Below are 24,194 nucleotides of genomic sequence, written 5' to 3' on the forward strand. Positions count from 1 at the left end.
AGAGGTCCGACCTACAGGCCGACCTTGCGCTTCTCTAGCTCCTTAACCACCGACCCTAGTGGAATCATCTCCTGAGCACCGGAGCGCATATCGCGCAAAATTACGGTCTCTTCTTGAATCTCCTTTTGGCCAATAATGATGGCGTAAGGCACGTTTAGTTTGTTAGCCCGCTCTAGCTGCGGACCGATGCCGTCGCGATCAACCGCCCCAACCGCGCCAACACCAGAATCAAGCAGCTGCTCGATTAGAGCAAAGGCGCCTATCCGAGCCGGTTCGCCAAGGCTCGCGACGTACACCTTTACGGCGTGCTCTTGCGGCAGCTCAACCCCCTCTTCTTTTAGCTCCAGCAGAACCCGCTCCAAACCGATGCCAAAGCCGGCCGCGGGGGTGGGCTTACTTCCGCCCAACTGCTGCACTAAATTATCGTAGCGCCCGCCGGCACCCAGGCTGCTCTGTGAGCCTTCGCGTTCACCGTAAAACTCAAACACGGTGTGAGTGTAATAGTCTAAACCGCGAACCAGCAGTGGGTTCAGTTCGTAGTTAATCTGCATGGCATCCAGGTATTCTAGTACCGCTTCAAAATGCTGCTTGCTTGACTCCGATAGGTAGTTAAGAATTTGCGGTGCCTGCGCCACAATCTTTTTGGTGGCCCGTTCCTTCGAATCAAGCACCCGCAGCGGGTTGGACTTTAGCCGCTTGCGATCCACCTCGGGCAGCTCCGACTCGTAATCTTTAAGGTAGGCGGTTAGCGCCTTGAGGTAGTCTTTGCGGTCCTGCTGATCACCTAAGCTATTAAGCTGCAGGGTGACGTTACGCAGGCCAATCATGCGGTAAAAACGCATCGCCAGCATCATAATGTGAGCTTCGATGCTTGGCGAACCGTCGCCAATAACCTCTACCCCCAGCTGGTTGAACTGGCGCTGACGACCGGCTTGAGGACGATCGTAGCGAAACACCGGACCAGCAAACATTAGACGAACCGGCTGCGGCAAGCTGGCCATACCGTGTTCGATGTAGGCTCGAACCATACCAGCGGTTGGTTCAGGTCGGAGCGCCACTTCCTTATCGGAGCGGTCGGTAAAAGCGTAGAGCTCCTTGTCGACCACATCGGTACCTTCGCCCACACTCCGTACAAACACCTCTTTTTCTTCCATAATCGGAAGCTCAATTGGTTCAAAACCGGCGGCACCGGCTAGATGCCTAAAGGTGTCGGTTAGGTATTGATGAGCTTGTTGTTGCTCCGGCAGTATATCTGGCATACCTCGAACGTGCTGAAACTTTTTGGCCACAGTATCTCTTCTCCCTACAATCGTAAAACTGACCTAAAGGCTACCACAGATTAGAGGTCGGGTTCAAGGCTGCCCGCGGGTGGATTGGGCTAGTAGCTTGGGTGAACAAAGCACTCTAATTTTAGGTAGTAAAAAATTTTAAGTACTAAATTAGAGTGCTTTGCGGCCAGTCGTACCGCCGGCCTACCGCTGCATCACCGACTATTGCATAAAAAATGTATACGTAATTTTTACAGGGGCTGTGTTAGTTTAATACGGTCTGTTTTTCAACCGAAGTCACTCCGTTTTGTAGGCGCAATTCTTGAATTAAGGCGCTCAACGAGAATAAATCGGCCACCTCAACCGTAACGTCAATGATTGAACGCTCCTCATTCTTACCCTCGTTGTACGTAGCAATTTTAACAATGTTAATACCACGACTAGAGATCAATCCGGTAATGTCATGAACCAGCCCCAGCCGGTTTTGACAAATCAGGTGCAATTCCGCCTCAACCAAATGAACCTGCATGCTTCCGGGCCGACCCCAGGCACATTCAAACAGTCTTTCGTCATCGTTCGGAATATTTTGACAGCCTTTACGGTGCACCGTTACTCCTTTACCTCGAGTAATATACCCAACAATGGCATCGGGTTGCTCCGGGTTGCAGCAGGGCGCGGTAGAACAAGGTAGCTCCGGCGCGCCCACCACATGCGGCCTAGCGATTGGGCTAGTAGTTGTTTGTTTAACAACGCTTTTTGGCGCCTGAGCATGGTTGAGGTGCGACAACAAGCGCCGCAAGGCCGAAGCCAACGATAGCGAACCATCGCCCACCGCCGCTAGCAATGAGTCAGCATCATGTAGGTTGAGGTCCTGGCAGGCTCGGTTGATATTGGCCTTACCAATGTCATCAAACCGCTTTAGACCCCACGTACCTAACTGAGCCTCAATCAGCTGCCGGCCGGTAACAATGTTGGCGTCGCGACTGGCGGCTTTGAACCAACTTTTTATACGACTTCGTGCCCCGGTGGTCTTAACAAAGTTGAGCCACTGACGATTGGGGGCCGGCTGCTTACGCGTGATAATCTCCACCACGTCGCGGTTTTCGAGCGGACGGTCTAGTGGCGCAATTCGGTGGTTTACCCGCGCCCCCTGGGTGCGCAAGCCAACGTCGGTATGAACCGCAAAAGCAAAGTCGACCGGGGTGGCCCCTTCGGGCAGATCATAAAGGTCGCCCATGGGAGAGAACACAAAGATCCGATCGCGGAACAGATCAACCTTTAAGTCCTGCATCATGTCGCTGCTGCCGGTTTGCTGAGCCGACAGTGATGCTAAATCTTGAATCCAACTTAGCTTTTTGTTAGGCTTGGCAGCCGCTTCGCCCTGACGATAACCCTCACCCTGCTTGTGGAGGTCGTACAGCACGTGCGAGGCCAAGCCATACTCTGCCTCTTGGTGCATCTCCGGTGTACGAATCTGTACCTCAATAATTCGGCCGTACTTAGCAAAGACCGTGGTGTGGAGCGAACGATAGCCATTGGGCTTTGGCACCGAAATATAGTCTTTGATTCGGTATATGAGGGGTTTATATGACTGGTGTAGCAATCCTAGTGCCTGATAGCAGTCGGTGATGCTTGGCACAATAATGCGCAGCGCGGTTAGGTCGTAGATCTTGGTAATGTCACCATCGGTTTTGGTAAGCTTGCGGTAAATACTGTAGAGGTGCTTGTTACGACCACTCAGCGAATGTGCCTCGATACCATGTTGGCGCAGCAAAGCGTCTACGTCCTGGCCGAGCTCATCAATGTACTCGCGATTTTCTACCCGGTGGTGAGCCGCCAGCTTCTGAACCAGCTTAAAGGCTACCGGGTTGGCATACTCAAAGGCCAGATCCTCCATTTCGGCTTTAAGCGCACCCATACCCAACCGGTCGGCCAGCGGAGCGTAAACGGTTAAACTTTCTTCGGCAATACGGTGTTGTTTGGCTTCCGGAAGATAGCCCAGCGTCTGCAGGTTGTGTCGCCGATCGGCCAACTTGATCATCAACACCCGCATATCCTTACTCATCGCCAGCAGCAACTTGCGCATGTTTTCGATACTCGCCGCCTGGCGCTGCTCGGTGGTCTGATCAATTTTGGTGTAACGGACCGTACCAAGCTTGGTAACACCATCAACCAATGAGGTGATGGTTGGGCCAAACTGGTCGCTCATTTGCTGCTCGGTTACCGCGGTATCCTCCAGTACATCGTGGAGCAACCCCGCTGCCACGGTTTGAGCATCCATGCCGATCTCCATAAGGTAGAGCGCTACCTGGCGAGGGTGCTCAATGTAGGATTCGCCACTTTTACGCAGCTGGCCGTCATGTGCCGTGGCTGCCACCGCATCGGCCAGTTCAATTAACTTACGATCGTCGGCCTGGTACCGTTTTAATTCAGCCTTAAACTCTGCCTGCGACATCTCACTGAATACCCTTTAGCACCAGCTGCAGCGTTGATTTACCTTGGTACTGATTGTGTTCTAATAAAGCATGTACCGCCACCTCTTGGCCGGAGCGAAGATTGGGATAGTCTTGGGCCAAGTTAAAGCCGACCGACTCAAAAATCAATCCTTCGGGGCTAGCTAATCGTAACTTAAGATGCTGCTGGTTTTTACCAATAGTATCGAGGGACACCACCTTGAGGTTGCGAACCTCGAACACCGGCTGGGTGTTGCCCTGACCAAACGGTTCCAGCTGAGCTAGGGCATGGTACAGCTCCCAGTTCAGCTGGTTGGCGTCATCAAGATCAATATCGGCAACCCGGTCATTGGTGACCTCAAGCTCCGGCTCAACCTCCAGAAAGTGTTCATTGAGCCCCTGTCGTAACAGATTGATGTTGTCGGCCGGCAAGGTGAAACCAGCGGCCCCGGCATGCCCTCCAAACCGATCAAACAGCTCGGCGTTGGCGGTGATGCCGTCAATTAGAGGGTAGCCCCCAGCGCTACGGCCAGACCCCTTGGCTACGCCGTCTCTTAGTTCTAGGACCAAAGCTGGCTTACCCCAGCTTTCGGCCAGCTTAGAAGCCACAATACCCACCACTCCGGCCGGCCAGCTACTGTCAGCCAGCACCAGCACCGGATCGCTGGCGTAATCGGCCGCTAGCGCGTTGGCCTCTTCAAAGATACGCTGCTGCTCCAGTTGGCGCTGATGGTTGAGCTCTTCGAGCTGAAAAGCCAACTGCTGCGCCACAATGGGATCCTTAGTCAGCAATAGCTCTAAGCTGAAGTTGGCATGCTCCATCCGACCGGCGGCATTTAAGCGCGGTCCCAGCACAAAACCAATCTGGAACGCCCGCAGCGATTCCGGCTCAACCCCAGCACTTTGCATTAAAGCCACCAGCCCGACCCGCTTGGTTTTTTGCAGCACCACCAGGCCGTACTTTACCAGGGCACGATTCTCGCCCACTAGCGGCATAACATCACAAACGGTGCCCAGCGCTACCAGATCAAGTAGCCATTTTTCTTGGCCAACATCCGGCATTCCGGTGCGACTCTGCAGCGCCCGCACCAGCGCAAAGGCTACCCCTACGCCTGCCAGCTCCTTAAACGGATACTCGTCCCCCGGGCGCTTAGGGTTAACCACCGCTACCGCCTGTGGTATTTGATCCGGGACCTCATGATGATCGGTGATAACCATGTCGATGCCATGTTCGGCGGCCCAAGCCGCCTCGGCCACCGCGGTTATACCGCAATCAACCGTCAGCACCAGGGTGACGCCCTGGGCCGCTAGCTGCTCTAAAGCCGCTTGGTTCACACCATAGCCCTCTTTGTAGCGATCCGGTATGTAGCTGAGCGGCTCCAATCCATGAGCCTCCAGCACCTCAACCATCAAAGCGGTTGAGGACACCCCGTCTATATCGTAATCGCCATAAACCGCCACCTTCTCGCCGGCCACAATCGCACGCTGCAACCGCTCAACCGCCTTGGTCATATCGGTCATCAAAAAGGGGTCGGCCAGGTCACGGTGGTAGTCGGGGCGCAAAAAGCGATCAATCGCCTCTTCGCCTTCGATGCCACGCTTGCGCAACAAGTCGCGAACCAGCGGTGGGAGTTCACTGGTCGACACCATGGTTTGGTCTATATTTGTACTCGAATCATAACCACTCATCTTGGCCTAAGTATACAGCACATTTAAGAACTAAATAATTGCTCGGTAGCGGCCCACACCGGAATGTGTAGGCCGCTCAATGACTAGAACCAGGTGTTGTCTACGACCGAACCGTACGGCAGACCAACTCCTGGAGGCATGTTCAGGCGATACTTCGCCGCCTCTTCCTGCCTCTCCCACCGCTCGAGCAACCCAATCACTCGGTGACAGAACGACTGATCCTCTATCGAGCAGTCGATCATGGCCTGATGGTTGGCCCACCAGGTTGCGCGGGCGGTGGACGGGTCGTAAACCCGCCCGTCAGCGTTGGGGCTGCACTTGAGCACCCACTCCAGCGCGACGCACTCGATGTAGGTCAGCCCGGCCGCTACGAAGTCGCAGCTGCCGTCGGCACGAAGATGCAACTGGTAGCGACGGTGCGCCTCGCGAAGCGATGGCGTGGGTCGCAGCTGCCGCTTGATGGCCTTGAACAAACTACTCAGCATGTCGTCTCCTCCAGTCGACCAGGCTGATTGACGGTACGAGCTTGGCTTGAGGCCAGCTCGATCTGACTCTGCCCTTCCCTGCTGTACATCAGCCACCAGTCGAGCACCTTGATGACGTCGATCGCCATCATGCGCGTTGCGTCGGTAGCCAATGGAGAATCACGTATGCCCGTCCAGTGATCGAGTAGTCGGTGGATCTGGCTCCAGCCTACAGGCTTAAGCTGGCAGTAGGCGGTTAACTCAGCCTTGGTAACCACTACATGCAGACTAAACGACTCATCCTGCTCGGCCCGCTCGATATACCGAGCCACCTTCTCGTAAGCGATTGGCCAAGCGCGGTGGTTGGTCCACCACTGGCGCAGTGCCCTAAAGTGCATGTCAGCCTCCTCGACCTAGCAGGTCGTTTTTCCCGTCATGCCACTCGGTGCCACCAACGCCTCGGTAGTACTGGTCGTGCCACTACGAGCCTGGCGGTCCCAACGAGCCAAAACCGCCGTAACAAAACCTCGGCGCAAAGAGATGCTGGGATCTGTGTGATCCAGAATCTCCACTCGAGCCGCGAAAGCTTGCTGGGCATTTGAAAACCCATCCCGCCACTGCGCGGCATCGAATTCGCGGCGCAGCAGCCAGACCGAGCGAATTTCGCCCTCTGCAGCGGCGTACCTCCTGAGCGCTACCTCCTCACTGGCGTACCGACAGGTCGGTAGCACAACCAGGGCGCGAAGAAACTGGCGCCATCCAGGCCAAACGATCTTCATCAGACTCACCCCTTTCGGGCGTTGTAAAGGACTTGCGTACTGCTTACGGTACTACACGTTACTGAGCAGAATACGCCTACCAGCAGGTAAAATCAATCCGATTATGCCTGCTTAATAAATATTTAATTAACGCGGCGTTTGGAGGCTTGGGATTTAAGGACAATGCTTTGGAGCTCGCGGTAAAGAGCAAAGCGCTGGTTGGCGCTGTAAACAACGGTGTTTGACTCCTTTGAGGACTTAACAAAGCCAATTGATTCAAGCTTTTTGAGTTCGCGCTGAACGTTACCGGGATCTTCGCGGATCATCTGGGCCAACGATCTAACATGCGCCTTTACATCCGGATACTTGGTAAAGACGGTGATAATTTTACGGCGGGTTTTAGATGTGATAAACACGTCTAGCATTGTGACTTCTACAACTCTTTATAGAAGCTATACTACCGGAGCTATGGCCGTTTGGCAATCCGCTTTTGCTTGTAATTATGCCAACTTACCAGCAAAGGTGCGGCGTTAAAGATTGAGGAGTAGGTGCCGGCAGCAATACCTATTAGGAGTGCCAACACAAACTGCTGAATCGACTGGCCGCCAAACAGATAAAGTGCCAGAAGTGTTAAAAGAACGGTTAATGAAGTGTTGAGTGAACGAGCCAAGGTTTCAAGAATACTGTTGTTGACGATTTGCTCAAACTCCCCACGTTGGCGGCGCAGATTCTCGCGAATTCGGTCAAACACCACAATGGTATCGTGCACCGAAAAACCAATTACGGTTAAGATTGCCGTAACAAACAAGGCATCAATCTCAACCTCAAAGAAGACTCCCAGTAGCGAGAACACTCCCAGTAGCAAAAAGGCATCGTGGAGCATGGTAATAATAGCAGTGACACCAAAGTTCCAACTGGTCATTGGCGGTGGTACATTGCGGAAGGCAAAGGCGATGTACAGCACAATAGCCAGCGAGGCCAGAGCGATGCTAATAACGGCCTTTTTAGTAATGTCGGCACTAACCGATGGACCAACGTTTTCGTAACGTACCTCTGGATGACCGGAGCCTTGTAGCTGCGAGGATAATGTCTGCCGATCAAGCTGTTGGCGCTTCACATCATCGCTACTGCTACGGTAACGGATCAGGGTGTTGTTGCCGGCACTAATAACGGTAACATCTTTGAGCTGTTGCTGATCGGCGATACGCAGCACCTCGACCTGCTCTACCCCACCCTGCACCTCCATTAACTGACCGCCCCTAAAATCGATACCCAACTTAAGGCCATGCAACATTAATGAGATTGCGCCTGGTACAATGATGGCCAGCGAAATAGCGTACCACAGCTTGCGTCGTCCGATTATGTTCATGGTCGCTCCACCTCCGCACTGCGCACACCGTAAAAGCTTGGCTTTTGGCCCCAGCTGTAGCGCAAGCTAAGGCGCAAAAGCGTACGCGTCACCACGATGGCGGTAAACATGCTTATGAGCACACCCAAGCCCAGGGTTACGGCAAACCCTTTAATCAGCGCGGTCCCCGAAAACAGGTACAGAATTACGCAGGTAATGATGGTGGCAACGTTGGAATCACGAATCGAGGTCCAGGCTCGATCAAAGGCCGACTCTAAGGCGGTAGCAAAGGCCTTACCGCTACGTAGCTCTTCCTTCATTCGTTCAAACACTAGGATGTTAGCGTCAACCGCCATACCAATACTCAAGATGAATCCAGCGGTTCCAGCCAGGGTTAGAACGATGGAATACGGAGTCAGGCCACTGATTTTATAAATCGTTAATGTCAGTAGCGTATAAATAATAAGCGCACCAACGGCAAACACTCCGGCCAAGCGGTAATACGCCACCATAAAGGCTGCCACAACAGCCAAGCCGATAATACCGGCGACCAAGCTCTTGGCGATCGACTCGCGACCCAGGGTGGGGCCAACGGTGCGCTCTTCGACCAGGGTTACCGGAATCGGCAAAGCGCCGGCGGTAATCTGGTCGGCCACGGTGCGGGCCTCGGCGATTGAACCAAAGTTGCCCTCCAACTGGGCCCGCCCGTCGGTAATTGGCGAGCTAACGGTGGCCGGCCCAAAGATTGGCTGGTCATCCAGCAGGGTTAGCAGCTGGCCGTTGGTCTTATTTAGGCGGGTGGTGAGATCACCAAACTGCTTGGTGGCCGGACCCTTCATCTGGAGCGTAACCACCGGTTGGTTGGACTGACTAAAGCCCACCTCGGCCTTTTCGACGTCCTTACCGGTAATCCCGGTCTCGGTAGGCGTTTGGGTTGAGGGATCAACCTCTAAAAAGGTTAGCTGCGCGGTCTTACCAATCTTGTTAACCGCCTCAGCCACATTTTGAACCCCTGGCAGCTCAACGATTACACGATCGCTACCCTGACGCTGAACGGTGATCTCGGAGGTACCGGCCGGGTTGGCGCGCTTTTGGATTACGTCAATGAGGCCGGTCATGGCCTTTTCGCGGTCGGTTTGGTTGAGCTTGGCCAGCTCAGCCGCATCGGCCTTAAAGACCAAGTGGGCGCCACCCTGTAAGTCGAGTCCCTGCTTAACCTCCAGGTTGACGTTCTTAATTCCGACAAGTTTAAGCAGGTCGCTTTCTCGCGGCCAGGTGATAAGTGCGGTGACAATGGTCAGCGCCAGGATTAGCCAAACTTTGGTTCGTAAACTCACAACGTAGTGTAGTGTAGCGTACAATTAAGAGTATGAGCAAGGTGGCGACAAAAAATTACGTGGTGGTTTCACCGCTTACCTACACCGGCGCCGAAACGCGCGGCTTTACCTATGACAGCGGCGAACAAGAGCTGCCGGTCGGTCAGATCGTCAAAGTGCCTCTTGGGCGGCGCCAGAGCCTGGGCGTGGTTACTCAAATCAACCTACCTAAACCAGAATTCGCTACCAAGCCGGTTAGCGAGGTGCTCGACCTCCCGCCTCTACCCGCACATATCACCAATCTTGCAACCTGGATGCAAGATTACTACTACGCCAGCGCTAAGTCGGTCTGGCAGACCCTGCTACCGGCCGGCATCACGCGTAAGCGACGAATAAAAGAGGTTGAGCCAAGCCCGCTCACTCTTAAACCCTCAACCGAACCACTTACCGCCGAGCAGGAGGCTGCAATTAAGGTGGTTGAAACTGGCCAGCGCCCGACCACTCTGATTCGGGGCGTTACTGGGGCTGGCAAGACCCGTATTTACATGGAGCTGGTGGCGACCGAGCTGGCCAAGGGTAACTCGGCCATTATCTTGGTGCCAGAGATCGCCCTTACGCCTCAGCTGCTAGCGTTGTTTCACGCTCGCTTCCCTAACCGCATCCTGGCTTATCATTCAACCTTAACCGAGAGCCAAAAACATGTGGCCTGGCAACGTGCCCTGCTCAGCGAGGAGCCAATGGTGGTGGTTGGCGCCCGATCGGGTCTGTTTTTGCCACTAGCGCGTCTTGGCCTGGTGGTTATTGATGAGTGCCACGAAACCAGCTACAAGCAAGAACAGAACCCGCGCTACCACGCCGTAACCGCCGCCGCTCAGCTGGCTCGCCTGGCCGGCGCCAAGCTGGTGCTCGGGAGCGCCACCCCTGGCGTCCAAGAGGCTTACTTGGCGAGCGAAGGGCGCCTCAACCTAGCCGAGCTAACCAAGCGCGTCCAAAACCGTAGCCACCCCGAGATCAAGGTAATTGATATGCGTCAGGCCGAGGTCAAACAGTGCGGCAGTCAGATCTCCCGGCCACTGCTACAAGCACTAACGGAAACGCTGGAGGCTGGCCGCCAATCTTTACTGTTTATTAACCGCCGCGGTAGCGCCAGTAGTCATCAGTGTGACGATTGTGGCTACGTCAGCAGTTGCCCCACCTGCCATCTGCCTCTTACCTTCCACGGCGATCGCACCAAGCTGCTCTGCCACATCTGTAACTACCAGCTCACCCCACCAGCAATCTGTCCCGAATGCAGCCATGCCAGCTTTAAGTTTCTTGGTGGCGGCACGCAGCGAATTGAGGCCGACATTCAGCGGCTGCTGCCAAAAGCTCGACTGGCGCGACTCGATAAAGACAGTGCTCGCGGCCACGACCTGGCCGAACTTCACCGCCAGCTCCACGCCGGTGAGATCGACATCTTGATTGGCACCCAGATGATCGCCAAGGGCCTGGACCTGCCGGCCCTCGACACGGTTGGGGTGATTAACGCCGACACCATGCTGCACATGCCCGACTACAGCGCCAGCGAGCGCACCTATCAGCTCCTCACCCAGGTGGCAGGTCGAGCTGGGCGGGGCGATGCCAGCGGCATGGTCTACATTCAGACCCACAGCCCAACTCACCCGGCGGTGACCGCAACGGTTAACGGCGACTACTGGAAGTTCGCCAATGCTGAGCTAGCGGAGCGCCAAGAACATGGCTACCCACCCTTCCGCTATCTGTTAAAGCTAACCGTGTCCCACCAGGATAAAGCCACCGCCTCTAGAAGAGCCCAGGAGCTATATGGTAAACTTGGCCAGGTAGAGCAGGTTCGCCGTCTCGGTCCCGCCCCCGCTTTATACGACCGCGCCGGAGGTCAGTACCACTGGCATATCATCGTTAAAGCCGCCTCCCGCCCCCGCTTGCTAGCTGTTGCTAAGCTGTTGCCGGACTGGTGTAAGACCGATATTGACCCGATTAATCTGCTATAAATTCATTAAACCTTTATTAAATACTCCTAGATTTAAACCATGAGCGCCAAACAGACCACAAAAACCAGCCCCAAAGACGACATTATTAGCCTGCCCGATCCTCGCCTGCACACCAAGTCGCAGCGCATCGGCTATATCGACGAATCAACCCAGCAGCTCGCCGAGCACATGATTGCCGCTACTCTCGACTGGGAGGAGTCACGCGACCACGAGTTTGGGGCTGCTCTGGCCGCCGTCCAGTTAGGCAAGCTTTACCGTGTGGTTGTCATCCGTAACGAGTTTGAAGACAAAGCCGACAAAAGCTTTGGCGTCTTTATTAACCCCGAGATCGTCAAGGTTGAGGGTGAGCCAGAAGAGGCCATGGAGGGCTGCCTAAGCGTACCAGATCGTTACGGTATGGTTGCCCGCTACCCCAAGGTTAAGGTAAAGGCGCTCAACCTCGAAGGCAAGCCAGTAAGGATCACCGCTACCGGCTTTTTGGCTCGGGTCTTTCAGCACGAGATCGATCACACCAATGGCAAGCTGTTTGTTGACCACATTACCGACCCAAACAAGCTTTTTACCCTTCAACCTGACGGCAATTTTAGTAAGTATTCTCCTAAAAAATAAACGTGCTACCATACCACTATGGATGACCACCGAATCGTCTTTTTTGGCACCAACGACGTTGGCGTTCCGGTTTTGGAGCACCTCATCGACGCCGGCTATGATCTGGTAGCGGTTGTTACTAAGCCCGATGCGCCCAGCGGCCGCGGACGCGAGCTAACCGCCCCCGAAGTTAAAACCATTGCCGAAAAAGCCGGCATTCCGGTGCTCCAACCAGAGCTGCTGGATGATGATTTTGTGGAAGAGCTCCGAGACCTTAGCCCGACCGTTGGCATCTTGGTGTCCTATGGCAAGATCATCCCCGAAGAGGTGCTCGACCTATTTGAACCTGGCATTATCAACATTCACCCCTCGTTACTGCCTAAGTACCGTGGCTCCTCCCCCATTGAGCAAGCCATTTTAAACGGTGATAAAGAGACCGGTGTCAGCTTAATGCTCCTCGATGAGGGCATGGACACCGGTCCGGTTTATTTAACCGTTAAAGCTCCATTAACTGGGACCGAAACCAAACCCAAGCTATACGACCAGCTTAGTCAGCTCGGTGCTATTACCCTAGTCGAGCACCTCGAGGACATTTTGGGCGGTGATTTGTCGGCCACCCCGCAAGATGACCAAGAGGCCACCATCGCCCCGCGCATCAGCAAGCAAGACGGCTTGATCGACTGGAGTAAACCAGCTACCCAACTGGAACGCGAGGTTCGAGCTTACCTGGGCTGGCCCGGCAGCCGCACCACTCTGTTTGACCGCGATGTGACCGTAACGGCAGCAAGTGTTGAGGAAGATAGCGATACCAGCCTGGCTCCCGGTGAGGCCAAGCCGGTTTATGGCAGCATCGAGGTCGGTACTGGCAACGGTATACTCAAAATTGAACGCTTACAGCCAGTTGGCAAAAAAGAAATGACCGCGGCAGAGTTCCTGCGCGGCCTTCGTTTGTAGGGCGTTTTCGTTCCGCCCTGTTTCTATATCTCTATTATAGAGTAAGCTTTTCGACCATTACAAGACTTGTTCTTATCTGGCAATGCGCCTATCCTTAGAATCATGAAAAATATTATAAAAGTCTTTGGCTACGTTCGGCACATCAAGCGCTACATGATCATACTGGCTCTACTTGGCCTCGGAATGTCGCTGCTTAACGTTATTCAGCCTTATATATTTAAGGTAATTGTTGATGAGCTTGTTCGTTCAACTAGTGACCCTAGCTTTACCCCTCAAATAATTTGGTACTTGCTTGGCGGACTGTTGGTGTTGCGCATTTTTTCTTCGGTAATAAACTACTTTAATAACATCTACGGCAACACTGTCTACCTTGGTTTTGTAAAAGATTTACGCCAAACTATTTTAGCTCACGTTACCAAGCTATCAATTGACTACTTCGAAAAAAGCCGCACCGGAGCAGTTATGCAGCGAGCTACCGGCAACTCCGCTGAGATCGCCAATTGGTTCTACAACAGCGCCAGCAACATACTTGGGCAGATTTTAAGCACACTATTAGCTCTGTCTTTGATATTTTTTGTAAGCTGGCCGGCTGGCTTACTGGTTCTGGTGGGGGCAGTCTTGTTCTACAGTCAGCAAATACCAGTCATGCGTAAATACCGGCCAATCGGCACTCAAATGCAAAAGGCTATGGAGCGGTCACAGGGATACGTTCAAGAAACTATAGCTCATATCGCAACGGTTCGTAGTTTTGGCGGCGAGTCAGGGGCGCTTAAGAGGCACCTTGAGGCTCTCACTGAATGGGGAGATCTATTAATAAAGCGTGACTCCGCCATGGAGCGCAACGTACTCCTAAGACAGTTTACGATTAGTCTAACTCTGGTTGGAGCGGTAGCAATTGTGGCTTATGGCGCCGTTAACGGCTACCACACAACCGGTGACATCCTCCTCATCTCTTTATATGTGCAGCAGATTAGCGGCAGCTTATGGCCACTTGGCCGCTTTTACCTTAGCGTACACGAAACCGATATCACCGCGGAGCGCATCGTTGAAATGCTAGAAACTCCACCAACCGTGGTGGATGCTCCAAACGCCAAGGAATTGACTGAGATTACAACCGTCGAGTTCAAGAATGTTAGCTTTAAGTACCCGGGCAAGCGCAAGCTCACCCTAAACAAGGTTTCGTTTAAGGTTGAGCCGGGCCAGACGCTAGCCCTGGTGGGCCCGAGCGGTACCGGCAAGACAACCGTGACTAAGTTGCTGCTGCGCTTTTACGATGTGAGCGATGGCGCGATTTTAATTAACGGCACAGATATCCGTGAGTTTACTCAAGAGTCACTGCGGCGCCACATGGGCGTGGTCATGCAAGACGTGGCCCTGTTTAACGACACGGTTGAGGCCAACCTGCAGCTGGCACGGCCGGAGGCGACCTCGGCGGAAGTGCGAGCGGCGGCCAAGCAGGCTCATGCCAGCGTGTTCATTAATAAGCTGAGTGAGAAATACCAGACGCTGGTTGGCGAACGCGGGGTTAAGCTGAGTGGTGGCGAGAAGCAGCGGGTGGCGATTGCTCGCGCCATATTAAAGCAGCCGCAGTTGATTATTTTGGATGAGGCGACCAGCGCACTGGACAGCGAGAGCGAACAGCAGGTACAAGCCGGCTTGCAGGAGCTGATGCAGGATCGGACCGCGATTGTGATCGCTCACCGCTTGAGCACCATTATGGGTGCTGATCAGATTGTGGTGATGAAGGACGGTGCGGTGGCTGAGACCGGCAATCACGACAGCCTGTCGGCGAAGCAGGATGGTCTATACGCCAAGCTGGTCAGCCTGCAGCGCAAAGGGTTCGTAAAAGGCTGAGGCATGCCCCTCGGCCCTGTTCGTATCTGGGTTTGCCTTGAATTTATGCTCAAATATGCTACTATGTGGTATCGCTGGTAAGCGCTAGGTAGGGCTTACACAAACTTCGACACTTGGAGATGGTCACGTGACCGTTTTGGGATTTTGGAGCAACCTGATGCTGAACGAAGAGTCGGGGTTCGGATGGCAGCTCATCAACCTGATCATCGGCGGTGGCTGCGTCTTCCTGGCATGGTTCTGGCAAACCAAGTTCCCGGCTGGATTCAGCCGGCTACAGAACGTGATCAAGGAGCTGTACCGACCACTTGACCCAAATGACGACCCGGCAGAGGTTCGGGCGGAGCGCGTCAAGATGATCAACGAAACTGCTAAATTGACCGCTGGACGTGGTACCGCTCGGTCAATCTTAGTTTTCGCGGTAGGAGGCATTGGTGTCGCCTTCATCACCACGGTGCTCAACAGCGCCTTCAATTAACCTGACCCGCCACAACGTATAAGTAAGTGCGTTGTGGCGGGCTCCCACATTCACGTTGCATAGAAGTATGTTATTATATGTCTTTCTCCTGAAAGTAACTCAAAAAGAAGGTAACTACCGTGAGCAAAACCCTGCTCATCGTTGACGCCCCAAACATCAATTCAACCGTGGCTAGCTTCCTGAGTGTTGTGTACCGGCAGCAGGGCTACATCCCGAAATCGTATGAACTACCTCACTACGAAGCGCTCATCGCTTATTGGTCACGACCGGAGTCTGAACTCATAGCCTGGTTGATGGCCAATGTTAATCCAGGCCAGGCTGAAAGTCGCTGGCTCGCCTGTGCACGCAACGGAGGCTTTAGCGTAATCACTAAGCCCAGATCCGTGGTCAACGGAGAGGTCGACTTCGATATAAATCCATCGGATATTGACGAAGAAATGGTAGCTCGCTTCAAGCAAACGCTTTGGAACGAACCGCTAGATCGAGTGATCGTGGTCTCCCACGACGGCAAGCGATGGCGAACGCTGTTAATGCTTGCTCGGCAGCTCGGCTTTAATGTCATCGTCATGGGGTTTCGCGAAGCCTCAGAGTGGCAAACGGTTGGTGCCTCCAGCAATCTCTGGACCTTTGTCGACCTACGTCGAGTCTCTGGCTTCATCGACGCACCGCTCCCCGAGGTACCGCCCATTCGCCAGCCCATACAGCTCCTAGATCAGATGGAGCAGCTCCTCTGGCCTCCCGAGCACTCCGCTTAAGCCCTCCCTCGTGGAGGGCTATTACTTTTCTAAAGCTTTATTTTGGCTCTGGTCAAGCACCTCTTGAGCCCCAAAGTGAAGTTCAGCTTTTACCGCGTCGGTTTCGGCGCGAACAAGCTCGGGGTAAGCCGGATACAGTTCAGCCAACTTCTTGAATACCGCTTCGTCACCATCTTCGACAGCCTCATCTAGCTGCTTTAATTGCTCCTCGCTTAGCAGATCACTCAGCTTCAACGCCACTCGATTTTGCACCACCTCGGACAGCTGTGCCGCCAGCTCCAACTTCTGCTCTTCGGTGGCCTGGCCGTAACCTATATCTTGATAAAACTGATCATCTAGCTTCATGCTCATCTCCTATTTATACTTGTAAATTGAATTGGTAATATCGGCCTTTTCCAGCCTCCAGTATGGAACATCTTCATTGGTGCGAAACTCTAGCTTAGGCAGTAGCTCCTGCTTAACTTGAGCCTGATCGGCGGGTGAAAGGCTTTTAAATTCCTTGATATTTTCCAGGTGCTTACTTAAAACCGTGGCCTTTGAGTCTAAACTTCCACTATCGTAATCCTTAATCACATCCGGATAGCTATGATCTGGGTCGTAGGTAAGCGTTAGGCGCTTGTCAGCCAGCCCCGCCCCAGGGTAATCCGGTTGCTCCACATGAGATCCACCAAGGCTAACATGCTGCGCCTCGTGTACCGGTGCGTCCGGGGTTAATGCATCAACAATGCGGGTAGCGCCCGCCGCCAATGCTGCCGCGCTTGCGATCACAACGCCGATCCGATTGACTCGCTTATCGGACTTAAGGCGGGCAGACTCAGCTTCCATTTGACCAAGCAAAGTCTTACTTAAACCATCAGTGAGATTTCCCTCACTTTCGATATTCTGGTTTAGCTGACTGCTGCCAGCCTCCGACAAAACTGAAATTAAGGCTTTATCCTCATCGCTCAATTCGGTATCAGGCCGATCGGTAAAATGGCCTAAGGTATTGGCTATTTTTTGAAGATCAGGATCATCGCTAACCTCATCTTTATCTAAATAAATACCTTGCTTTTCGGCGGAATCAAGCAGCCCCTTACCCTTCTTCGCCCTCCGGTCCACCATCGCTTCGGCGCCAGCTTTACCACTTAGGTATGCTCCACCAGCCCGGAGCGCAAAAACCCCGGCTGCAGCCACGCCCAGCCCACTAGCCAACAGCACACCACCACCTACGCCCATTGCCACACCGGCGCCAATACGTATCTTCTTATTCTGCTGCCACCAACGCACAAACTTAGCACCTGCTCCCAACTGCTTTTCACGAGCCTCTTGCTCAAGGGTTGAACGCTGCGCCATTTCGTAGGCTAAACGCTGCGTTATGAGTCGAGACTGATCTTCTTTGGTGAAAGCTTCGCCACTGTTAAGGGCTTTGAGTGCCGCTTCGGCTACCTCATTAATAATTGTTTTGTTAATCTCATTGACATAGGCCGCCTCCAGCTCTGACAGCTCCTCTTTGTCAACCTTGGCAAAGATAGTCCGGCGTTCATAAGCCCGCATTGCCACCAACTCGGCCCTTGTTCGAACTAACTGCTGATGCTTTGATAAATCGGGGTCATCAAAATCAATGTGAGTGGCTAGCTCATCTTTATGCACAGTAAATATTCGGTCGTACATGCTTTGAGCCCGCCCCAGCAAGACTTTTGGTGTCCACTTTTTAGATTCGCCGGTTGGTTCATTCGACTTTGTCTCATCTGGATTTGGGCTGGCTGGCTGGTTGGTTGTTCCTGCGCCCTCATCTTCTTCAACCTGACGCCTCCAGTCGTCAAGACCATTCACTGGCGATGCGTCGGGGTTAGGGAGAGGAGCGGGAGGGTTATCCTGCTGTTCTAGCTGTTGGCGCCAGTCGTCTAGGCCAGTATTGACCGGCTCCGGCTCACCTTTAATGTGTCGCATAAGAGCTTGCTTTAATTGATTATCGTCCGGTACGAGTAATGTCTCCTCCTGGACGTACTCAAGGGCCTTGCGAGTCGCCTCGGCGCTATAGGGATGATTATGCAGGTACTCATTAACAGTAGCGCGGAGCTCCCCATTCTCCAAAGCATCAAGTTGCTCAGCCTCAGGGGTGACTGTTTCGGGACCAGTTTGGGGATGTTGACGCTCCGTCATAGATAGATACCTTACAGGAATCATTCTACTTAAGCTTACGGGTATTGTCGAACCAATATGAGATAAACATTCAGGGGATATGTGGTCTGGCCACCGGAGCGAGCTTATGCCCGCCCCGGTGAACCATGTTCGCTAACTGCGCGAACGCGACCTACTGCTACCAGCCGGCGGGATCGCCCATGGGGGCGATCGGGATGGCCGGCTGGGCCGGTGCAGGGGCCGGCACCGCGGGTGCTCCGTCGTCCGGAACTCCCGAGCTGTCGGGCCCGGTCGGCTCAGCGACATCGTCATCGGTGATGACGATCTTCTTGGCCGCCTTCTTGGCCTTGCGCCGGTCCCGCCATCCCGGCATCGAGTTGGCGAGCGAAGCCGCGAACTCCGGGTCTTCCGCCAGCCTACTCTTGAGCTGGGCAGACAGACCGTCGAGCCAGCCGTCGTCCTCGGCGAGGGCCCGGCCGACCTCGGTGGCAAAGGCCACCGGGTCGAGCTGATCGACCCGATCGGACAGAGCGGTCAGCTGATCCAGGAACCCGGGGTCATCCTCGGTGGCCTGGATGGTCTGAGCCAGCTCATTGAGACTGGTCAGAACCTCGGCCATCTGATCGCCAGACGGCGGCTGGCCGGGATCTCCGGTGCCACCGGCGGGAACCGGAGCGAGCGGCGGGCCCGGATCGGGGACCAGATCCGCCAGCTCCTTGCGCACCTCGCGCTCCGCCTGCGCCCTTCGGCGCTGCTGGAGCGCCACCTCATCGTCGAGCTCGAGCTCCTTAGCCCGAGCATCGATCACCCGGTCGGCGGCCTGCCTGAGGGAGTGCTCCCCCGCCTGGCGCTCCCGGCGAACCTCATGTCGCAGCGCGTCGAGCGAGGGCGGCTGGGGTGCCGTCTGCCGGAACTGGTCCAGCATCGACGCGACAGCCTCCTGAGCGGCCTGGCTGGCGATGCGCTCGGCCTCCTGCCGGGTCACACCGCCATCCTCGCGCCGCGAACGGCGCTGGGAGCCCTGCCTCGGAGTCGGGGACTCCTCAGCGGCAGGGGTGGGTGCCACCGGCGGTTCGGCCGGCGGAGCGTCCTGCGAGGGCGCCCCATCCGAGGCCGGAGCCTCGTCGGGGAATGCGTCATCGAGGGCGGAGGCGAGGTCGCCGCCGCCCGTTCGTGTACCGGCCATGTTGTTCATGCCTCCTGGGCAGTCGAGTTGAACTTCTTCTGAACCGCCGCCTCAACTTCGACGGCGACCTTCTTGATCACGTGGTTCGGAGCCTTCCCGCCAAAGTTGGCCTGGAGGAATCCGATCCACGCACGGGGGTCCTGCGCCGCTTCGCGGTTGCCCTTGAAGCTGGGGATGAGCTCACGGATCAGCGCTTGCTGAATCCGCTCCTTCCACTGCTCGTCGGTCAGCGCCTCTTCAGCAGAGGAAGCCGGCGACGAACCGTTGACGGTCTGGGCTTGCTGGCCCATCGCTGGAGCGGTACGGGACCGTAGTTCGGCCATCCGAGCCTTGAATCCAGCCGTGTCATCACTGACCTTCTCGCCAGCCTGAACCTCCTGTTCAGCCTGTTCCTTTAGCTCCTCGAAAGAAGCGTGGCGATGCAGGAGCCGCATCACAGCTTGCGTCAGCATGCCGGCGTTACGCGCCGGATAGCCGGCAACCAACATGGCCACCCGGAAGTACCAGGACGTGACCGACGAAACCGAGGGATGGTTATCCCGCGAGTTCGTCGAGCCATGAACGTTCTCGTACTTCTCGCGCTGCATGTTGACCTTCAGGTCACCCTGAAGAACGCTGGAGTAGCTGACGAAGGCGCCCTCCACCTTGAAGTGAGGGTCATTTTCGGGGTCGTGCCGGTAAGGCATCGATACTTCTGCGACGCTTAGCTCCGGCAATGCAGCCGTAACCAGCTCCAGCGCTTCTTCCCGACTCAGATCACGAGGATCATCCTTCGGGAAGCCCATGCGCCGAATTGCTTCTTGCACCATCTCCGGGTGCTTGCTGAGCATGTTGGGCGGATCGCCCAGATCTTGGACTGTGAGGGCCACGATGGGCTCCTCCTTTCCGGCGGGTCGCCCCGCCCTCTTGGCTTGATCAGGCCGCGCTGAGCGCGGTGCATCTTGGCGAGGACGGCATTGCCGCCTCCAGCTGCGAATCTGAGCACGAAGCTCACCATCCGACACCGAGAACAGCGCCTTGGCTACCTCCTCCCGCTTACCCTGATACACAGGATGGCGGATACCCAGGACCCTCATCAGATCCTGTAGGTAATTGAAGAAAGCAACCTCGATCTCCTCCACCGAAGCGGCGGAAACCGGGCCGTTCTGGTCTTCCGGAACGACGAACTCGTACTTATTCCACACCACCACCCCGCGGTCGCGGCGGAAGTGAAAGTCCGACTGACGCCTCAGCGCTCGGTGGCGCAGTTGGCAAAGGACCTCCAGGGCTCCTTCTCTGTCGAGCTCAAGAGGATGAATTGAATTCAACCCCAAAGCTGCAACAATGAAGGAGTGGTTGTACATCGTTTCTCCGTTGGTAACGGGTCTATCCGATGTCACGTGCCGCTCCTTTCGCGGTCGTGGGTTTGCAGTAGATCTCAACAGACTGTATTGGGTGCTTTTACACCACAACATAGCCCATGAATATCTATCTCTATTAAGCTGTCAAAGAGTTATTGCCTACAGATATAGGCAATAAAATAATTTATCATATTTTAGTTAAAAAGTCAATGGTTATTGCGAGCATAAGCTCAATAAAAACAAAGGCGGGCGGAGGAGCTGGTGTGCTCCCCCGCCCGTTTCACCTGCCCGGCGAAGATGTTCAGGCCGCGACGGCCTGTTCGTCATTCCGGATGTCATCGCTCAACCGACAGAAAGAGTCGAGAGCTGCCAGCTTGAGCAGCAGATCCCGGTGGCTGGTCTGATCGTCGGTCGGATTGATCAGCGGACGCAGCAGCTCAGACGGCATGCCGCGAAGTGCCTCCTTGAGCTCTTTGCGGACGAGCTGCTCTCGCATCACGCAGTACCACTCATGAAGATGAACCCCGCCCCTATCGAGCTTCTCTACGTAGGACTCCGCCAGCAAGCAAGCAAGCTCTAGCTTTACCAGCTCATCCTCACTGCACTGCAGTACCGCAGTGACGCGTCCGGAAGTCAAGATTTGTAGCTCCGGGTTGGACTTAAGTGCCTCCAGGAGCGCCCTGTGGTTCTGCCGCAGGGCGTTGGCGCGCGCACCCACCTCTTTGCGGCGAACGATAGTCGAAGCCCACTGGTGAGCCCGTGTCATCAGATCGAACTTATCGATCGATTCCTCGGGCGAGGCATCTTCAGGGTGCGAATACAACATATCCCGCAAGAGCAAGCTGAGGTCACGCGGATAGGGGTTCGGATTGCCTAATGGGTACATCTTGACCAGGTTGCGTCGGTAGTACTCCACCATGCCGGCCAGCACCACCCCCAGCACTATCTCAGCTTCTGGGTTTGGCTGATCGAGGAGGTCCTCTTCGCCTTCGGCACAGAGCGTTGAGTCTACGCCCTGCAGCAACTCCACCTCATGAATAGTGAGGAAATTTTCACCTAGACGCGGGATGAAGTGCTCGGCGCTCGCACACGCTTGAGGCCACCACCGCAGCTCTTCTGTGCGGAAGTACTCCGCCACCGGATGCTTCTGTTCGAGGGCCGCCCTGGTTAGGGCAAGACTGGCATCGGTCGTGCTAGACACGTCACTCCCCTTTCGGGATTGAACAACAAAGATGTGTGGTGCGCTTGGTGTTCACACCAAGATTAAGCGCTACTTTACCACTTTTAAGATGGTTTTACAACCGGATATCAGATCTATAAATCATTCATGATCCGAGCGATGTGCTCGGCGTATTGGCCGCTGCCATCATGTTTAAAGTGGATGCGTGGCACAAACTTAGTGGTCATGCGGGCCGCTACCGCCCGTTGGATCTGGCTGCGAGCGCCAACCGCACGGCGCATCAAGGCCTCTTGCTCTTCCTCGGAGTCGGCAATCACGCTCAACCAAACCGTTGCCTGGCGCAGGTCCGGCGAGACATCAACGGTGGTAACGCTCAGCTGCGGGGCGGCTAGCTGCTCTCGAAGTTCGGCGGCAACCAGCTGTTGCACCAAGCTAGCGACTTTGTCGGTACGTTGACTCATAGCTACAGAGTACGCTGGCGAGTCTCGGTGGTAAAGAACTCGAGACGATCGTCGACTTCAATTTTGGTGTTAATCGCCACGTTCAAGCCACACTGCTCACCTTCAACCACCTGCTTAACCTTGTTTTGCTCTTTTTGGACGTTGGTTATGCGACCGGTGGCAATCACCTCTTTGTCGCGCTTTACGCGCACCTGTACGTCTGGCTCAACCTTACCGGTGAGCACCTCACCACCACAAATAACCTCGGCCTTGGTGGTCTTAAACACACCCAAAACCTTGAGTTCGCCGACCGGTAGCTCAATCACCTCCGGTGCCAGCATTTGGGTTAGAGCGGTGCGGACGTCATCAAGTAGCTCGTAAATAACTTTATATAGACGAATCTGAACCTTTTCGCGATTAGCCAACTGCTTAACCGCCGAACCAATTGAGACGTTAAAGCCCATTACTAGAGCGCCCGCGGTTGCGGCAAAATTAATGTCGGATTCACTAATGTCGCCAATGCCCTGGCTAACCACTTTGACCGCGACCTCATCGTTTTTAAGATCACCCAAGCTGGTAATAAGCGACTCCAGCGAACCCTGAACGTCGGCCTTTACCACCACGTTGAGCTCCTTAATTTTGCCGGCGCTAATGGCCTCGGTTAAATCACTGGCATCAATGCTTTTAACTCGCACCATGCTCTTAATTGAGTTTTGGCGCTGGTTGGCGACGCTACGATCGCGGGCGGTTTTTTCGTCGGCCACAGCGTAAAAGACGTTACCAAAGTCTGGCACCGCTTTAAATCCGGTCACCACCGCCGGCATACCCGGATCGGCTCCCTTGAGCTTCTTGCCCCGGTAGTCACCCAAGCTGCGAACCTTGGCGTAGGTGCTGCCACTAACGATGTAGTCGCCAACCGCCAAGTTGCCGTGCTGGACCAGAATGGTGGCCACCGGACCACGACCGGTCTCGAGGTGCGACTCGATTACCACACCTTCAGATGGGCCGCTCGGGCGAGCCCGCAGCTCCTCCAGGTCGGCTACCAGTAGCACCACATCAAGCAGCTTGTCGATGTTGGTACCGGCTTTGGCCGAAACATCAACCATTACGGTCTTACCGCCCCACTCTTCGGGCACCAGCTCTAACTCGCTCAGCTCCTGGCGTACTCGGTTGGGGTCTGCGCCCGGCTTATCAATCTTGTTAATTGCAATTACGATCTGAACGCCAGCCTCTTTAGCGTGACGAATCGCCTCTTTGGTTTGCGGCTTTACGCCGTCATCGGCCGCCACCACAATAATGGCCACATCGGTTAAACGGGCGCCGTGAGCACGAATGGCCGAAAAGGCTTCGTGACCCGGAGTGTCCAAAAAGGTAATCCAGCGGTCCTTGCGCTTAATCTGGTAGGCACCAATGTGCTGAGTAATGCCGCCCGACTCACCGGATACAACGTTGGTTTGGCGAATAGCGTCAAGCAGCGAGGTTTTACCGTGGTCGACATGACCCATAACTGCAACAACCGGTGGACGAGTCTCGCCCTCGCCCTTGGCCAGCTTGGTAGCTCCCTCGGCCGGGCCATCCTGAGTCACCGCTTCGGCCTTAACCTCAAAACCAAGGTCGGAGCCAATAATGGCGGCGGTATCAAAATCGATCTGCTCATTGATGGTAGCCATAACGCCGTTCTTCATTAGCTCGGCAATAACGCTGGTTACCGGGACTCCCAACTTACCGGCAAACTCACCCACCCCAATAATTGGGGCAATCTCAATTTGCTTGGTTGTGGTTGTTTCGGACATAAATTCACCTTCGATTCTGGCCAATTATGGCCGGTAGTTTGTTAGCGCAAGCGCTGCTGCAAGTGTAAAACCCGCGCCCCGGCTGATGGCCGGTGGTTTGAGTGTCGGCTAAAACCGTGCCACCCTGACGCACCCAGCGCTGCAGCTGCGCTTGAGGACGCTTGGTCCGGCAGACTCGACAGCTACGCTGCGGCTCCGCCACC

At 54.9% G+C, this 24,194-nt stretch carries 23 protein-coding genes; 6 read left to right on the top strand and 17 right to left on the bottom strand.

The window, feature by feature from the left end; translation table 11 throughout:
- Nucleotides 1-11: 11 nt before the first annotated feature.
- The 9 genes from EPO04_01990 to secD form a co-directional block, all read right to left on the bottom strand.
- Nucleotides 12-1,289 (bottom strand): histidine--tRNA ligase, encoded by a 1,278-nt coding sequence (locus EPO04_01990; protein ID TAK88866.1) that lies wholly within the window; start codon nucleotides 1,287-1,289, stop codon nucleotides 12-14.
- A 244-nt stretch (nucleotides 1,290-1,533) separates the two neighbouring features.
- Nucleotides 1,534-3,723 carry a bifunctional (p)ppGpp synthetase/guanosine-3',5'-bis(diphosphate) 3'-pyrophosphohydrolase gene (locus EPO04_01995; protein TAK88867.1) on the bottom strand — a complete coding sequence of 730 codons (2,190 nt, stop codon included), beginning with the start codon at nucleotides 3,721-3,723 and terminating at the stop codon, nucleotides 1,534-1,536.
- A gap of 1 nt (nucleotide 3,724) precedes the next feature.
- Nucleotides 3,725-5,410, bottom strand: coding sequence for a single-stranded-DNA-specific exonuclease RecJ (gene recJ, locus EPO04_02000; protein ID TAK88868.1), 1,686 nt, complete (start codon nucleotides 5,408-5,410; stop codon nucleotides 3,725-3,727).
- A gap of 83 nt (nucleotides 5,411-5,493) precedes the next feature.
- Nucleotides 5,494-5,895, bottom strand: coding sequence for a hypothetical protein (locus tag EPO04_02005; GenBank protein TAK88869.1), 402 nt, complete (start codon nucleotides 5,893-5,895; stop codon nucleotides 5,494-5,496).
- Nucleotides 5,889-6,272 carry a hypothetical protein gene (locus EPO04_02010; protein TAK88870.1) on the bottom strand — a complete coding sequence of 128 codons (384 nt, stop codon included), beginning with the start codon at nucleotides 6,270-6,272 and terminating at the stop codon, nucleotides 5,889-5,891. The genes EPO04_02005 and EPO04_02010 overlap by 7 nt, the downstream gene beginning before the upstream one ends.
- A gap of 15 nt (nucleotides 6,273-6,287) precedes the next feature.
- On the bottom strand, nucleotides 6,288-6,653 hold the full coding sequence (locus EPO04_02015; protein ID TAK88871.1) for a hypothetical protein: 366 nt from the start codon (nucleotides 6,651-6,653) through the stop codon (nucleotides 6,288-6,290).
- Nucleotides 6,654-6,775: 122 nt separating this feature from the next.
- On the bottom strand, nucleotides 6,776-7,057 hold the full coding sequence (locus EPO04_02020; GenBank protein TAK88872.1) for an ArsR family transcriptional regulator: 282 nt from the start codon (nucleotides 7,055-7,057) through the stop codon (nucleotides 6,776-6,778).
- Nucleotides 7,058-7,098: 41 nt separating this feature from the next.
- Nucleotides 7,099-8,001 (bottom strand): protein translocase subunit SecF, encoded by a 903-nt coding sequence (gene secF / locus EPO04_02025; GenBank protein TAK88873.1) that lies wholly within the window; start codon nucleotides 7,999-8,001, stop codon nucleotides 7,099-7,101.
- Nucleotides 7,998-9,317, bottom strand: a complete 1,320-nt coding sequence (gene secD / locus EPO04_02030; protein TAK88874.1) for a protein translocase subunit SecD — start codon at nucleotides 9,315-9,317, stop codon at nucleotides 7,998-8,000. The genes secF and secD overlap by 4 nt, the downstream gene beginning before the upstream one ends.
- 32 nt (nucleotides 9,318-9,349) lie before the next feature.
- On the opposite strand from secD, the gene priA reads away from it, so the two are divergent.
- From priA to EPO04_02060, 6 genes are all read left to right on the top strand, one after another.
- The gene (gene priA, locus EPO04_02035) at nucleotides 9,350-11,305 is read left to right on the top strand and encodes a primosomal protein N' (GenBank protein ID TAK88875.1); all 1,956 of its coding nucleotides are present in this window, start codon (nucleotides 9,350-9,352) and stop codon (nucleotides 11,303-11,305) included.
- A gap of 39 nt (nucleotides 11,306-11,344) precedes the next feature.
- A complete protein-coding gene (gene def / locus EPO04_02040) occupies nucleotides 11,345-11,914 on the top strand; it encodes a peptide deformylase (GenBank protein TAK88876.1) in 570 nt (189 codons plus the stop codon).
- A gap of 18 nt (nucleotides 11,915-11,932) precedes the next feature.
- On the top strand, nucleotides 11,933-12,847 hold the full coding sequence (locus EPO04_02045; protein ID TAK88877.1) for a methionyl-tRNA formyltransferase: 915 nt from the start codon (nucleotides 11,933-11,935) through the stop codon (nucleotides 12,845-12,847).
- Between the two features lie 102 nt (nucleotides 12,848-12,949).
- A complete protein-coding gene (locus EPO04_02050) occupies nucleotides 12,950-14,701 on the top strand; it encodes an ABC transporter ATP-binding protein (GenBank protein ID TAK88878.1) in 1,752 nt (583 codons plus the stop codon).
- Between the two features lie 127 nt (nucleotides 14,702-14,828).
- Complete coding sequence (locus EPO04_02055) at nucleotides 14,829-15,176, top strand: hypothetical protein (GenBank protein TAK88879.1); 348 nt, start codon at nucleotides 14,829-14,831, stop codon at nucleotides 15,174-15,176.
- Nucleotides 15,177-15,295: 119 nt separating this feature from the next.
- Complete coding sequence (locus tag EPO04_02060; protein ID TAK88880.1) at nucleotides 15,296-15,931, top strand: NYN domain-containing protein; 636 nt, start codon at nucleotides 15,296-15,298, stop codon at nucleotides 15,929-15,931.
- A gap of 21 nt (nucleotides 15,932-15,952) precedes the next feature.
- On the opposite strand, the gene EPO04_02065 is transcribed toward EPO04_02060, so the two are convergent.
- The 8 genes from EPO04_02065 to EPO04_02100 form a co-directional block, all read right to left on the bottom strand.
- Nucleotides 15,953-16,276, bottom strand: coding sequence for a hypothetical protein (locus tag EPO04_02065; GenBank protein ID TAK88881.1), 324 nt, complete (start codon nucleotides 16,274-16,276; stop codon nucleotides 15,953-15,955).
- A 9-nt stretch (nucleotides 16,277-16,285) separates the two neighbouring features.
- On the bottom strand, nucleotides 16,286-18,073 hold the full coding sequence (locus EPO04_02070; protein TAK88882.1) for a hypothetical protein: 1,788 nt from the start codon (nucleotides 18,071-18,073) through the stop codon (nucleotides 16,286-16,288).
- 157 nt (nucleotides 18,074-18,230) lie between these two features.
- A complete protein-coding gene (locus EPO04_02075) occupies nucleotides 18,231-19,247 on the bottom strand; it encodes a hypothetical protein (protein TAK88883.1) in 1,017 nt (338 codons plus the stop codon).
- Nucleotides 19,244-20,581 carry a hypothetical protein gene (locus EPO04_02080; protein ID TAK88884.1) on the bottom strand — a complete coding sequence of 446 codons (1,338 nt, stop codon included), beginning with the start codon at nucleotides 20,579-20,581 and terminating at the stop codon, nucleotides 19,244-19,246. Before EPO04_02080 ends, EPO04_02075 begins: the two co-directional genes overlap by 4 nt.
- A 298-nt stretch (nucleotides 20,582-20,879) precedes the next feature.
- Nucleotides 20,880-21,779 (bottom strand): hypothetical protein, encoded by a 900-nt coding sequence (locus EPO04_02085; GenBank protein TAK88885.1) that lies wholly within the window; start codon nucleotides 21,777-21,779, stop codon nucleotides 20,880-20,882.
- A 113-nt stretch (nucleotides 21,780-21,892) separates the two neighbouring features.
- Nucleotides 21,893-22,219 (bottom strand): 30S ribosome-binding factor RbfA, encoded by a 327-nt coding sequence (rbfA, locus tag EPO04_02090; protein ID TAK88886.1) that lies wholly within the window; start codon nucleotides 22,217-22,219, stop codon nucleotides 21,893-21,895.
- A gap of 2 nt (nucleotides 22,220-22,221) precedes the next feature.
- Nucleotides 22,222-23,991, bottom strand: coding sequence for a translation initiation factor IF-2 (locus EPO04_02095; protein ID TAK88887.1), 1,770 nt, complete (start codon nucleotides 23,989-23,991; stop codon nucleotides 22,222-22,224).
- 4 nt (nucleotides 23,992-23,995) lie between these two features.
- Nucleotides 23,996-24,193, bottom strand: a complete 198-nt coding sequence (locus tag EPO04_02100) for a DUF448 domain-containing protein (GenBank protein ID TAK88888.1) — start codon at nucleotides 24,191-24,193, stop codon at nucleotides 23,996-23,998.
- Nucleotide 24,194: the final 1 nt, after the last annotated feature.

The sequence above is a fragment of the Patescibacteria group bacterium genome (assembly GCA_004297735.1).
Lineage (GTDB): Bacteria > Patescibacteriota > Saccharimonadia > UBA4664 > SCTI01 > SCTI01.